Genomic DNA, 12,883 nt, shown 5'->3' on the forward strand with positions numbered 1-12,883 from the left:
GTCAGTCGGAGGGGGAAACGGCCTTCTCGGCGGCGCGGGCGGCGTCGTCGACGGCGTCGGCGGGCTTCTCGACCGCCGAGGACGCGACGCTCTTCGCGTCGTCGATGATCTCGGAGAGGCGGGTCTCCTGCGCGTGGTAGGCGTCGCTCATACGGTCGGTGAACTCGCCGATGCGGGAGTCGAGCTGCGCGAGCACCTCCTGCCCGCGGGGGTCCTTGTTGACGAGGTGGGCGGCGACGAAACCGCCGACGATGCCCAACGCGAACCAGACGAGGCTTCTCACGATCACCACTTCTTCCTCGATACGACGCCGCGGTCGCGGCATTCCCCCATCGTAGGCGAGGGCCCCCGCGGAGCGCGCGTCCGCCGGTCGGATGCCGCGGACTCGGTCGCCGAGGTCGCGACCGGCTCGTGCGGCGGCGCGAGGCTCGAACACGCGCACGCCCCTCGGCGAGTCCCGCCGCGACGCGGGCAGTCTCAGGCCGCTCCCCGGAGATCGGGTCGGAATCGGCGATGGGGCGCGCGCAAGCGCGATCCGAGAACCAGAAAGGGCGCCGGGAGAACCCGGCGCCCTTCTGTGCTCGCTGAGGTCAGCGGGCGGCGTAGTACTCGACGACGAGCTGCACGTCACACGTGACGGGCACCTCGGCGCGCTTGGGGCGACGAACGAGCTTCGCCTGCAGCGTCGAGAGGTCGACCTCGAGGTAGCCCGGGACGGGGGGCAGCACTTCGGCGTGCCCACCGGCGGCGGCGACCTGGAAGGGCTCGAGACCCTCGCTCTTGGTCTTGACGTGGATCAGCTGACCCGGCTTCACGCGGAACGACGGGCGGTCCACGAGCTGGCCGTCGACCATGATGTGGCGGTGCACGACGAGCTGGCGAGCCTGCGCGGTGGTGCGGGCGAAGCCCGAGCGCACGACGAGGGCGTCCAGACGCATCTCGAGCAGCTCGACCAGGTTCTCACCGGTCAGGCCGTCGGTGCGGCGGGCCTCGTTGAACGCGATGCGCAGCTGCTTCTCGCGGATGCCGTACTGCTCGCGCAGACGCTGCTTCTCGCGGAGACGGACGGCGTAGTCGCTGTCGGCCTTGCGCTTGGTGCGACCGTGCTCGCCGGGAGCGTAGGGACGCTTCTCGAGGTAGCGGGCGGCCTTGGGGGTGAGTGCGACGCCGAGGGCGCGCGACAGACGCACCTTGCGGCGGTCCTGAGACTTCGTGGTCACGAAGTTCTCCTTCCGATGACGTGGCCGCGCCTTTCACGGCTCACGGGCGTATCGCCCCCTTCCGCCCGCTCCGAAGCGCACGCCGGGGCGCACCGGAAGGTGATCACAGGAAGGAGGGGATGCCCGAAAACCCTGTTTCGAGCCGGTTCATGCTATCAGAGCCACCCGCGCGTGCCCTCTGCACGCTCACTTCCCGTCGAGGATGCGTCGGATCTTCTCCAGGCGCGCGGAGACGTCGCGCTCGGTGCCGTGATTCGTGGGCTCGTAGTAGCGCTTGCCCCGGAGTTCGTCGGGCAGGTACTGCTGCGCCACGATGCCGATCTCGCTGTCGTGCGCGTACTTGTACCCCTTGCCGTGTCCCAGGCGCTTGGCGCCCGGGTAGTGCGCGTCGCGGAGGTGCATCGGCACGCGTCCGAAACCACCGGCGCGTACGTCGGCGATCGCGGCATTGATGGCGTTGTAGGCGGCGTTCGACTTGGCGGTCGTCGCGAGGTACACCGTCGCTTCGGCGAGGGGGATGCGGCCCTCGGGCATGCCGATGAAGGCGACGGCGTCCGCCGCCGCGACGGCGATCTGCAGCGCCTGCGGATCGGCCATGCCGATGTCTTCCGCGGCGGAGATCACCAGGCGCCGCGCGATGAAACGGGGATCCTCCCCCGCCTCGATCATCCGCGCGAGGTAGTGGATCGCGGCATCCGGATCCGAACCTCGCACCGACTTGATGAAGGCGCTGATCACGTCGTAGTGCTCGTCGCCCTGGCGGTCGTAACGCAGCAGAGCGCGGTCCACGGCCTGGGCGATGTGGTCGGCGGTGATCACGGGGAGCTCTCCCCCGTCGTCGACGAACGGTCCCGGATCCTGCTCGTCGTCTTCGTCGTCTTCGTCTTCATCGTCGTCTCCGCCGGGTGCCGGCGCGGGGGCGACGCCGTCGTCGCCCGCGACCGAGGCCGCGGCTTCGAGGGCGGTGAGAGCGCGACGGGCGTCTCCGGATGCCAGGCGCACCAGGGCGGCGCGAGCGTCGTCCTCGAGCACGACGCGGCCGGCCAGACCGCGCGGGTCGGTCACGGCTCGGTCCACGAGGGCGCCCAGGTCGTCGTCGCCGAGGGGACGGAGGGTGAGCAGGAGAGAACGCGACAGCAACGGCGAGATGACCGAGAACGAGGGGTTCTCGGTGGTCGCGGCGATGAGCACGACCCACCCGTTCTCGACCCCCGGCAGCAGGGCGTCCTGCTGGGCCTTCGTGAAGCGGTGGATCTCGTCGAGGAAGAGGATCGTCGACTGCCCGTAGAGGTCGCGCTGCGTGAGCGCTTCTTGCATGACCTCGCGCACGTCTTTCACACCCGCCGTGATCGCTGAGAGCTCGACGAAGCGGCGCCCCGACGACCGCGCGATCGCCTGGGCGAGCGTGGTCTTGCCCGTTCCGGGCGGGCCCCACAGGATCACCGAGGCGGCGGTGACGGATGCCGAGGAGTCGGTCGTCGCGAGCGTGACCAGCGGGGACCCGGGTCGCAACAGATGCCCCTGGCCGGCGACCTCGTCGAGGCTCACGGGGCGCATGCGCACCGCGAGCGGTGTCTGGCCCTGGAAGAGCGCGGAAGATGGGGTCACCACTCCAGGCTAACCGCGGCCTCCGACACCGTGTCCGCGAGCGGCGAACCCGGTCGCCGGACGGCTCTTTGTAGGATCGACGTGCCCGGACGGGCGGAGGAGGTCGATGTGGCGGCGCGCGGAAAAGACCGGCAGGCGCGAGAGCAGCGCGAGCGTGCTCGCGCGTATCAGGCGCGGCTCGAGCTCCACGAGCGTCAGGGGCGACGCCGCACACGCGACAATCTCATCGGTCTCGTGGTCGGGCTCGTCCTGATCGCCGGCGCGGTCGGCGCACAGACCGTCTACTTCGTCGCGGGTCCGGGCGCACCGGACCCGGCACCCTCGTCGACCGATACCCCCGCGACACCCGCCCCGACGGAGGTCCCCGCTCCCGTGCCGTCGGAGTCGACCACTCCTTGACCTCTCGCGCCGTGCGGTGGGAACCGCCGCGCGGTGATCGGCAGGGCTCGATCCTGTAACCCCGGGGTCGCGCGTACTAGGCTCGGAGGGTCCTTCTCCCCCAGGCGGTTCTGCCGCGATGAGGTGCTACCCGTGACTTCCGTCCCCACTCCCGAGACCTCCGACCCGCGCGACGACGAGAACGCCGTCGAGGTCGATCCCACCGCCACGACCTCGGTCGAGGCGGAGGCCGATGCATCTTCGGCCCCGAGCGCCTCCTCCGACGAGGCCGCCGCGCCCGTCGAGGAGCATGAAGCTCCCGCGGGTGAGGTGCCGATCGCAGAACAGTCGTCGGATGCCGCTGAGCCGGCGTCCACCGCCGATGCTCCCTCCGGCGATGACGCGATCGACGACGGTGCGACCGCCGAGGTCGAGGCCTCCTCCGACGCGGCTGAGGCGCCCAGCACCCCGTCCGCGCCCGCGCAGCCCGCCGCTCCGCGGCCCGGCGCGCGCATCCCCGGACCGCCCCCGGGAAAGACCGCGTCCACTTCGACCGCGCAGCCGTGGGGTCGCGTCGACGAAGAGGGCACCGTCTCGGTCCGCGAGGGTGAGGACTGGCGCGTCGTGGGGCAGTACCCCGATGGCACGCCCGCCGAAGCTCTCGCTTACTACCAGCGCAAATTCTCGGATCTCGCAGGCGAGGTCACCCTGCTCGAGACGCGTCATCGTCGCGGTGGGGCGTCGGCATCCGACCTCCGTTCGACGGCGAAGACCCTTCGCGGCAAGCTCGACGGTGCGGCCGCGGTGGGCGATCTCGCGGCCCTGATCGCTCGCGTGGATGCCCTCACCTCTGAGCTCGCCGAGGCGAGCGAGACCGAGGCCGTCGCCGCCAAGCAGGCCACTGAAGAGGCTGTGCGCGAGCGGACCGCGATCGTCGAAGAGGCCGAGGCCCTCGCCGCCCGTGACCCGCAGACGGTGCAGTGGAAGCAGATGACCGCCGAGATGACGGCTCTGTTCGACCGGTGGCAGGCTCACCAGCAGAACGGCCCCCGTCTGTCGAAGTCGACCGCTCAGCAGCTCTGGCGCCGGTTCCGCGACGCCCGCGCCACGGTCGACCGTCACCGCCGCGAGTTCTTCTCTTCGCTCGACGAGGTCCACAAGTCGGCCCGCGAGGCGAAGACGCGTCTCGTCGAGCGCGCCGAGGCCCTCGCGCCGCGTGGCGAGGACGGCATCGGGGCATACCGCGACCTGCTCGACGCGTGGAAGGCCTCGGGCCGCGCCGGCCGCAAGGTCGACGACGCGCTCTGGGCTCGTTTCAAGGCTGCGGGAGATGCCCTCTACGGAGCGCGCATCGAGCGTGAGTCCGCCGACGCCGAGGCCTCGAAGGAGAAGATCGAGCAGAAGCGTGCCCTGCTCGAGAAGGCCGCACCCATCGTCGACGAGAAGAACCTCGCGACCGCCCGCCAGAAGCTCACCGCCATCCAGCGCGAGTGGGACGAGATCGGCCGGATCTTCCCCCGCGACAAGGAGCGTGTCCTCGACGACGAGCTCCGCAAGATCGAGCAGAGTGTGCGCACCCGCGAGGACGCCGACTGGAAGCGGAACGACCCCGAGCAGAAGGCGCGTGCCAACGACATGACGCGCCAGCTGACCGACGCGATCGACAAGCTCGAGGCCGAACTCGCCGAGGCCGAGTCGCGCGGCGACAAGCGCGCCGCGGCTCAGGCATCGGAGGCTCTCGAAGCGCGCCGTACCTGGCTCCGCGCCCTCGGCGGCTGATCGGTTCTCCACAGGTCGACGGTTCCGACCGTCACGGGCGACACCGCCCCGTCACACTGACGGGATGGTGTCGCCCTTTCTGTTCTTCCCCGGGGAGCGTCTCGCGTTGAGCGAACTGAGCGCTGCGTGTCTCGACGGGCTGCTGGTGCCCCTCGGCGAGGGGTTCATGCCCGCCGACGCGGTCGAGACGGCGTGGATGCGCGCCCGTAGCCTGCTGCCCCTTCTCGGGGAGCGATGGGCGGGAGTGCGCCTGACCGCCGCGTGGGTGCACGGAGGGATTCCGACCGAGCCGACGCGACATCACCTTCAGCGGGTCGTGACGAGGCGGACACGGGCCCATGACGGGACCCGTGCGGTGTATCACGACGTGCGCCTGCCACCGGCAGATACGACGTCGCTCGCCGGCGTACACCTCAGCACACCGGGACGCACGCTGGCCGACCTCGCCCGCTCCGACGACGAGCATCAGCGCGCTGCGGCGGTCGCGTGGGCGGCGTCCGATCCGCGAGCGAGAAGCGATGCGCGAGCGTGGCTCGATCGGCATCCGACCTTCCCCTACGGACGGAGAGGGATCGCGCTGCTCGCGACCGCGGACTCGGAACGCTGATGCGGCGGCTAGGAGGAGGTCACGCGGTAGACGTCGTAAACGGCGTCGATGCGTCGTACGGCGTTGAGCACGCGGTCGAGGTGCACGGTGTCACCCATCTCGAACACGAACTTGCTGAGCGCCAGACGGTCGTTCGTGGTCGACACGGTGGCCGACAGGATGTTGACGTGATGCTCGCTCAGCACACGGGTCACATCGCTCAGGAGCCCCGAGCGGTCGAGGGCCTCGACCTGGATCTGTACGAGGAAGACGCTCTTCGTGGTGGGTGCCCACTCCACGTCGATCAGTCGGTCGGGCTCTTCCTTCAGCGCCTTGACGTTGGTGCAGTCGCCGCGGTGAACCGAGACGCCGCTCCCCCGCGTGACGAAACCGACGATCTCGTCTCCCGGCACCGGCGTACAGCACTTGGCGAGCTTGACGAGGATGTCGGGGGCACCGCGCACGAGCACGCCCGAATCGCCACCGCGCGGGGCACGGCTGCGACCGACGGGGATGTCGATGGGCCCGGTGTTGGTCTCTTCGACGTTGACGAGCGCCGTGACCTTCTCGATCACGGACTGCGTCGAGACGTGGCCCTCGCCGACGGCGGCGTACAGGGCGGAGACGTCTTCGTAGTGGAAGAGGCGAGCGACCTCGGTGAACGAGTCCTGGTTCATCAGCCGCTGCAGTGGCAGGTTCTGCCGGCGCATGGCACGGGCGATGGAGTCCTTGCCCTGTTCGATGGCTTCTTCGCGACGTTCCTTGGTGAACCACCCGCGGATCTTGTTGCGCGCGCGGGTGCTCTTGACGAAGCCGAGCCAGTCCTGGCTTGGACCCGCGTCGGGGTTCTTGGAGGTGAAGACCTCGACGACGTCACCGCTCTGCAGCGTCGATTCGAGCGGCACCAGGCGTCCGTTGACCTTGGCCCCCATGGTGCGGTGGCCGATCTCGGTGTGCACGGCGTAGGCGAAGTCGACCGGGGTCGCGCCGGTCGGCAGGCCGACCACACGGCCCTTCGGCGTGAAGACGTAGACCTCTTTCGCGCCGATTTCGAAGCGCAGCGAGTCGAGGAACTCCCCCGGGTCGGCGGTCTCGGCCTGCCAGTCCGAGATGTGCGCGATCCAGGCCATGTCGGCGTCGACGGCCTTGGCGTCGGCTTTGCCGCCCGCCATCCGCTCCTTGTACTTCCAGTGCGCGGCGACACCGAATTCCGCCTGCTGGTGCATCTCGTGCGTGCGGATCTGGATCTCGACCGTGCGTCCGCCCGGGCCGATCACCGTGGTGTGCAGCGACTGGTACAGGTTGAATTTCGGCGTGGCGATGTAGTCCTTGAATCGCCCGGGCAGGGGCGTCCACCGCGCGTGGATGGCGCCGAGCACCGCGTAGCAGTCGCGGACGGTGCCGACGAGGATGCGAATACCGATGAGGTCGTAGATGTCGTCGAACTCGCGACCTCGAACGACCATCTTCTGGTACACGGAGTAGAGCTGCTTCGGGCGTCCCATCACGCGGCCGCGGACGCGCAGTTCGCGCAGATCGGCGTCGACGGCGTCGATGACGTTCTGGACGTACTGCTCGCGCTGCGGCGTACGCTGCTTGACCAGGCTGTCGATCTCGGCGTAGAGCTTGGGATGCATCACCGCGAAAGAGAGGTCTTCGAGCTCGCTCTTGATCGCCTGGATACCGAGGCGGTGCGCGAGGGGCGCGTAGATCTCGAGAGTCTCGGTGGCCTTCTTCGCGGCCTTGTGCGGGGGCACGAAGCCCCAGGTCCGGGCGTTGTGCAGGCGATCGGCGAGCTTGATGAGCAGGACGCGGATGTCTTTCGACATCGCCACGATCATCTTCCGCACGGTCTCTGCCTGCGCGCTGTCGCCGTACTTGACCTTGTCGAGCTTGGTCACGCCGTCGACGAGCATCGCGACCTCGTCGCCGAAGTCGGCGGCGAGCTCGTCGAGGGGGTATCCCGTGTCTTCGACGGTGTCGTGCAGCAGAGCGGCGGCGATGGCCTTCGGTCCCAAGCCGAGTTCGGCGAGGATCTGCGCGACGGCGAGCGGGTGCGTGATGTACGGCTCGCCACTCTGGCGCTTCTGCCCGTCGTGCGCCTTGTCGGCGACGGCATAGGCCCGCTCGATGATCGCGAGGTCACCCTTGGGGGTGGTGCGTACGCACCGTGCGCAACAGCTTGTCGACGTCGTCGCGGCGAGCGGCGCGCGAGAAGATGCGCGGGACCAGACGCCGGAGCGAAGACGGCGGCGGCGCGGAGGAAGTGGTCTCAGCCATGTGCCACCCCTTCCTTACGGCCAGTCGATCAAGTCTATGCCTCGAGACAGGAGTCCAAGGCGGGGTCCGCGGGTGAGACCCCGGGGGCGGGGCCCCGGCCTCAGGCCGGGACACCCGCCTTCTCGCGAGCCGCCACGACACGTGCGTCGCGCTGAGCGATCGGCTTCTCCTTCTCGCGCAGCAGGGCGTACATCGGGACGGCGACGAAGAGCGTCGAATACGCGGCGACGATCGTGCCGACGAAGATCGACAGCGAGATGTCGCTGAGTGTGCGCGCGCCGAGCGGCACACCGATGAAGAGGATCGCGCCGACGGGCAGGATCGCGACCACCGTGGTGTTGATCGATCGGATCAGCGTCTGGTTGGCGGCGAGGTTGACCGACTCCGCGAACGTGCGACCGGAGATCTCGCCGTCGTCCCTGGTGTTCTCTCTCACCTTGTCGAAGACGACGGTGGTGTCGTAGAGGGCGTAGGAGAGGATGGTCAAGAAGCCGATGACGGCGGCCGGCGAGATCTCGAAGCCGAAGACGGCGTAGACACCGATCGTGATGACGAGCACGTCGACGAGACCGATGATCGCGGCGACCGACATCTTCCACGTGCGGAAGTAGAGCGCCAGGATCAGGAAGGTCAGCGCGAGGAAGATCGACAGACCCCAGAGCGACTGTCGGGTGACGTCGTTGCCCCAGGTGGGTCCGATGAACGAGTTCGTGATCTCCGAGGCGGGAACGTCGTATGCCGTCGCGAGGGCGGCCGAGACCGCCTGCGTCTGGTCGTTGTCCAGCTGGTCGGTCTGCACGCGCACGGACTGATCGCTGATCGTGGTGACGCGCGTCGCGGCATCCGGGACGACCGAGGTCACGGCCTGCGTGGCCAGGGCCTGGTCGAACGTCGACGGGTTGGACACCGTGAACTGCGAGCCGCCGGTGAACTCGATCGAGAACTGCACGGGGCGGAACAGCGGAACGAGGGCCGCGCCGATCACGAGGACCGCGGCGATGATGAACCACAGGCGACGACGCTGCACGAAGGGGAAGGACGTCTTCCCCGAGTAGAGGTCGTTACCGAGCTGCGACATGGAGCGCATCAGTCGTCTCCCTCCTTCGTGGAGCGGCTATCACCGCGGCTGGCGGCCGCCAGTTCGGCCTGCTTGCGTTCGGCGATCGTCTGCCGACGCTGCGCCTCGCCGCGGGACTTCTTCACCCGACCGGCGTCGACCACGGGAGCCCGGAACTGCGCGCGACCGCGGTACACGGCGCCGAGGGCGTTGGGGTCCATCCCCGAGAGGGGATGGCCCGAGCCGAAGAACCGGGTGCGAGCGAGCAACTGCATCACGGGGTGCGTGAACAGGATGAAGATCAAGATGTCGATCGCGGTCGTGAGGCCGAGCGTGAACGCGAAGCCCTTCACCGTGGCATCCGCGAGGATGTACAGCACGACGGCCGCGAGGATGTTGATCGACTTCGAGATGTAGATCGTGCGCTTGGCGCGCGACCAGCCGTCTTCGACGGCAGCGGTGATCGACTTGCCGTCGCGCAATTCGTCTCTGATTCTCTCGAAGTAGACGATGAACGAGTCGGCGGTGAAGCCGATCGTCACGATCAGACCGGCGACACCCGCGAGCGAGAGGCGGAAGCCCGCTCGCCACGCCAGGACGCACAGCGCGAGATACGTCAGCACCGCCATCACGCCGAGCGAGGCGATGATGACCGTGCCGAGCGCGCGGTAGACGATGAGCGAGTAGATCGCGACGAGACCGAGTCCGATCAGACCGGCGATGAAACCGACCTGCAACTGCTGCGAACCGAGCGTCGCCGACACGGTGTCGGAGCTGACCACCTGGAAGCTCAGCGGCAGGGCGCCGTACTTCAGCTGGTCGGCGAGGGCCTTCGACGACTCCTGCGTGAACGAGCCGGTGATGCTGGGGCGACCGTCGACGATGATGCCGTTCATGGACGGTGCCGACAGCACGGAGCCGTCGAGCACGAACGCGAACTGGTTCAGCGGCGGCTGGGCTCCGTAGAGGCGCTGGCTGATCTCGGCGAACTTCTGCGTGCCCTGGTCGTTGAAGACGAGGTTGACGGCCCACTGGCCGGTGTTCTGCTCCTGGCCGTTGGTGGCGTTGGAGATGTCGGTGCCGTCGAGCTCGACGGGGCCGAGGATGTACTTCTGCCCGTCGTTCGTGCCGCACGTGATCATCGGCTGATCGGCCGGAGCCTGGGCGGGATTGCTCGGCGGGTTCGCGCAGTCGTACGCGAGGAACTGCGCCTGCAGAGCCGGGGTGATGTAGGCCGGGTCGCTCGCATTGGTCGGCGAGGCGGTCGGCGTCGACGGCAGGCTCGGGTCGGGCGTCGGGTACGGCGTGGAGACACCGTCCTGACCCACGAACGAGGTCGCCGGCGAGCCGCTGAACAGCACCGGACGCAACTGCAGCTGGGCCGAGCTCTGGATGCGCTGGCGCGTGGCCTCATCGGCCTGGCCGGGGATCTGCACGACGATGTTGCGGCCACCCTCGGTGGCCACGTCGGCTTCACCCACGCCCGAGGCGTCGACGCGTTGGCGGATGATCGTGACGGCCTGAGCCAGCTGTTCGCTGTCGGGCGCGGCGCCGTCGGTGGTCTGGGCTTGCAGGATGATCTGCGTGCCGCCCTGGAGGTCGAGCGCGAGCTCGGGGGTCCAGGAACTGGCGTTGAAGACGTACACGCCCAGCGCGTTGATGCCGAAGAGCACGCCGGTGATGGCGAGCAATCCGGTCAAAACGCGCCAGGCGTGACGGACAGGAGTCGAGGGCGCCACGGAGTCGGCTTTCTGTGCGGCGGTGAACGAAACGGCGGGAGGGGCGATCAGACCGCGGGGCGGTCCTTGTCATCGCGCTCTGCGTCGGCGGCGTGCTGGCGGGCGGCGCGCTGGTCCTCGCTGATCGAGGTGATGTCGCCATCGGCGACACCGGCGACGTACTCGGCCTCGGTCTCTTCGGCTTCGATGTACTCGTCCTCGGTCACCGCGCCCGCGGCGGGGTCGACGATGCGCAGGATCGCCTGGCTGTGCACCTTGATGACAACGCCGGGGGCGATCTCGACGTGCGCGGGCTTGTCGAGGTCTTCGGCGTCGTACTCGACGATGGTGCCGTAGAGGCCGCCCTGCAGCAGGACCTCGGCGCCGGGGACCGTCTCGCGAGCCTTCTGCTCGAGCTCGGCCTTCTGCTTCTTCATGCGCCGGCGGGAGCTCAGGAACATGAAGACGAGCAGCCCGGCGAACAGGATGAGCAGGAGGAAACTGGAGTCCATGGAGGCGGTGCACCTTTCAGATCAGGCGCGCCGTGCGGCACTGCCTAGCGTGGGTCGGGGAATCCCCCGCCGAGTATAGGTCATGACCCCCGGCTGAACCGGAGCATGCCGTCGGGATGGGGTGCTCCGAGGTGGTCGTACGCCTCGGGAGTCGCCACGCGGCCGCGCGGGGTCCGACCCATGAATCCGATGCGCACGAGGTACGGCTCGACGACCGACTCGATGGTCTCCGGCTCTTCTCCCACGGCCACGGCCAGGGTGCTGAGCCCCACCGGTCCCCCGCGGAATCGGCGCACGAGGGCGTCGAGGACGGCCCGGTCGAGACGGTCGAGCCCGATGGCATCCACGTCGTAGAGATCGAGGGCTGCGCCCACCGTGCGCACGTCGGCGTGACCCTCGTCGGTACCGGTCGACGGGCCGTTCACGACCAGGTAATCCCGGACGCGCCGGAGCAGGCGATTGGCGATACGGGGAGTTCCTCGCGACCGGCGCGCGATCTCGGAACGCGCGGTGCCCGGCAGGCCGACATCGAGCATGGATGCCGAGCGCGAGACGACCCGCTCCAGCTCTTCCGGCTCGTAGTACTCGAGGTGAGCGGTGAACCCGAAGCGGTCGCGCAGCGGGTTCGGCAGCAGGCCCGCGCGTGTCGTGGCGCCCACGAGGGTGAAGGGAGCGAGGTCGAGGGGGATGCTGGTCGCGCCCGCTCCCTTTCCGACCATGATGTCGATGCGGAAGTCCTCCATCGCGAGATAGAGCATCTCTTCCGCCGAGCGCGCCATGCGGTGGATCTCGTCGATGAAGAGCACCTCCCCCGGCGTGAGCGACGACAGCAGGGCGGCGAGGTCGCCCGCGTGCTGGATCGCGGGGCCGCTCGACAGGCGCAGCGGCCGACCGCTCTCGTGGGCCACGATCATCGCGAGGGTGGTCTTACCGAGCCCCGGAGGACCCGAGAGCAGGATGTGATCGGGAGAGCGCTGCTGGATCCGGGCGGCGTCGAGCAGCAGCTGCAACTGGCCGCGCACCTTCTGCTGACCGACGAACTCGGCGAGCGAGGTGGGGCGCAGGGCGCCTTCGATGGCGAGTTCGACCTCGTCGTCGGGCGTTCCGGCGTCGCGGACGTCAGCCACTCACGCTCTCCTTCCGGGCGGGACCCAGCAGTGCGAGAGTGAGACGGAGGAGCGACTGGACTGAGGCGCGGTCGGCCTCGGAGGCGGATTCGGCGACGGATGCCACGGCCTCGGCCGCGGTTCGTTCCGTCCAGCCCAGGCCCACGAGCGCCTGCGTGACCTGCGCGGGCACCTGGCCGTGCGGCGAGGCGGCGGCGGGAGCCGCGGACGGCGCGACCTGCAGCTTGCCGGCCAGCTGCACGACGATGAGCTTCGCGGTCTTGGGGCCGATGCCCGAGACGCGGCGGAATGGTGCGTCGTCGTCGTCGGCAACGGCCTGGGCGATCTGCGGCACGGTGAGCGACGACAGCACGCCGAGGGCGGACTTCGGGCCGACGCCGGTGACGCTGATCAGTTGCGTGAAGACGGTGAGTTCTTCACGGGCTTCGAACCCGTAGAGCGACAGCGCGTCCTCGCGCACGATGAGGTTGGTGTGCAGGTGGACGTCGTCGCCGACGTGCACCGTGCGTGCCAGCTGGGCGGTCACCGCGACGGAGAAGCCGACACCTCCCACCACGATGACCAGCGAGTCGTCGGCGACGTGAGCCGCCGTACCGTGCAGCGAGGAGATCATCGGAC

At 69.0% G+C, this 12,883-nt stretch carries 11 protein-coding genes and 1 pseudogene; 3 read left to right on the forward strand and 9 right to left on the reverse strand.

Annotated elements, in window-relative coordinates; translation table 11 throughout:
• Position 1: 1 nt before the first annotated feature.
• The 3 genes from QE416_RS12840 to QE416_RS12850 all read right to left on the reverse strand — a co-directional run bounded on the left by QE416_RS12840 (position 2) and on the right by QE416_RS12850 (position 2,828).
• Positions 2 to 436: a hypothetical protein gene (locus QE416_RS12840; RefSeq protein WP_307316756.1), complete on the reverse strand. Its 435-nt coding sequence runs from the start codon at positions 434 to 436 to the stop codon at positions 2 to 4.
• A gap of 154 nt (positions 437 to 590) precedes the next feature.
• Positions 591 to 1,220 (reverse strand): 30S ribosomal protein S4, encoded by a 630-nt coding sequence (rpsD, locus tag QE416_RS12845; RefSeq protein ID WP_056231683.1) that lies wholly within the window; start codon positions 1,218 to 1,220, stop codon positions 591 to 593.
• Positions 1,221 to 1,406: 186 nt separating this feature from the next.
• Positions 1,407 to 2,828: a replication-associated recombination protein A gene (locus QE416_RS12850; RefSeq protein WP_307316760.1), complete on the reverse strand. Its 1,422-nt coding sequence runs from the start codon at positions 2,826 to 2,828 to the stop codon at positions 1,407 to 1,409.
• Between the two features lie 81 nt (positions 2,829 to 2,909).
• Between QE416_RS12850 and QE416_RS12855 the strand changes: the two genes are divergently transcribed.
• The 3 genes from QE416_RS12855 (at position 2,910) to QE416_RS12865 (ending at position 5,592) form a co-directional block, all read left to right on the forward strand.
• Positions 2,910 to 3,227 carry a dioxygenase gene (locus tag QE416_RS12855; protein ID WP_307316762.1) on the forward strand — a complete coding sequence of 106 codons (318 nt, stop codon included), beginning with the start codon at positions 2,910 to 2,912 and terminating at the stop codon, positions 3,225 to 3,227.
• A gap of 132 nt (positions 3,228 to 3,359) precedes the next feature.
• Positions 3,360 to 4,985, forward strand: coding sequence for a DUF349 domain-containing protein (locus QE416_RS12860; RefSeq protein ID WP_373458857.1), 1,626 nt, complete (start codon positions 3,360 to 3,362; stop codon positions 4,983 to 4,985).
• A 64-nt stretch (positions 4,986 to 5,049) separates the two neighbouring features.
• Positions 5,050 to 5,592 carry a hypothetical protein gene (locus QE416_RS12865; RefSeq protein WP_267787332.1) on the forward strand — a complete coding sequence of 181 codons (543 nt, stop codon included), beginning with the start codon at positions 5,050 to 5,052 and terminating at the stop codon, positions 5,590 to 5,592.
• Between the two features lie 8 nt (positions 5,593 to 5,600).
• Here QE416_RS12865 and QE416_RS12870 read toward each other — a convergent pair.
• The 6 genes and pseudogenes from QE416_RS12870 to ruvA form a co-directional block, all read right to left on the reverse strand.
• Positions 5,601 to 7,851 (reverse strand): annotated as a pseudogene (locus QE416_RS12870) (bifunctional (p)ppGpp synthetase/guanosine-3',5'-bis(diphosphate) 3'-pyrophosphohydrolase).
• A gap of 100 nt (positions 7,852 to 7,951) precedes the next feature.
• A complete protein-coding gene (gene secF / locus QE416_RS12875; protein WP_210075118.1) occupies positions 7,952 to 8,938 on the reverse strand; it encodes a protein translocase subunit SecF in 987 nt (328 codons plus the stop codon).
• Positions 8,938 to 10,647 carry a protein translocase subunit SecD gene (gene secD / locus QE416_RS12880; RefSeq protein ID WP_210075115.1) on the reverse strand — a complete coding sequence of 570 codons (1,710 nt, stop codon included), beginning with the start codon at positions 10,645 to 10,647 and terminating at the stop codon, positions 8,938 to 8,940. The genes secF and secD overlap by 1 nt, the downstream gene beginning before the upstream one ends.
• Positions 10,648 to 10,694: 47 nt before the next feature.
• Complete coding sequence (gene yajC / locus QE416_RS12885) at positions 10,695 to 11,138, reverse strand: preprotein translocase subunit YajC (protein ID WP_307316770.1); 444 nt, start codon at positions 11,136 to 11,138, stop codon at positions 10,695 to 10,697.
• A gap of 80 nt (positions 11,139 to 11,218) precedes the next feature.
• Positions 11,219 to 12,265 (reverse strand): Holliday junction branch migration DNA helicase RuvB, encoded by a 1,047-nt coding sequence (ruvB, locus tag QE416_RS12890; RefSeq protein ID WP_103209489.1) that lies wholly within the window; start codon positions 12,263 to 12,265, stop codon positions 11,219 to 11,221.
• On the reverse strand, positions 12,258 to 12,878 hold the full coding sequence (gene ruvA / locus QE416_RS12895; RefSeq protein WP_210112820.1) for a Holliday junction branch migration protein RuvA: 621 nt from the start codon (positions 12,876 to 12,878) through the stop codon (positions 12,258 to 12,260). Before ruvA ends, ruvB begins: the two co-directional genes overlap by 8 nt.
• Positions 12,879 to 12,883 lie beyond the last annotated feature (5 nt).

It is taken from the genome of Microbacterium sp. SORGH_AS_0421, from assembly GCF_030818635.1.
In the GTDB taxonomy this organism is placed as follows: Bacteria; Actinomycetota; Actinomycetes; order Actinomycetales; family Microbacteriaceae; genus Microbacterium.

Excerpts from the sequence above, each read along its gene's own strand:
- yajC (WP_307316770.1), bottom strand. The coding sequence starts at position 11,138 with ATGGACTCCAGTTTCCTCCTGCTCATCCTGTTCGCCGGGCTGCTCGTC.
- QE416_RS12865 (WP_267787332.1), top strand. The coding sequence starts at position 5,050 with ATGGTGTCGCCCTTTCTGTTCTTCCCCGGGGAGCGTCTCGCGTTGAGC.
- ruvA (WP_210112820.1), bottom strand. The coding sequence starts at position 12,878 with ATGATCTCCTCGCTGCACGGTACGGCGGCTCACGTCGCCGACGACTCG.
- secF (WP_210075118.1), bottom strand. The coding sequence starts at position 8,938 with ATGCGCTCCATGTCGCAGCTCGGTAACGACCTCTACTCGGGGAAGACG.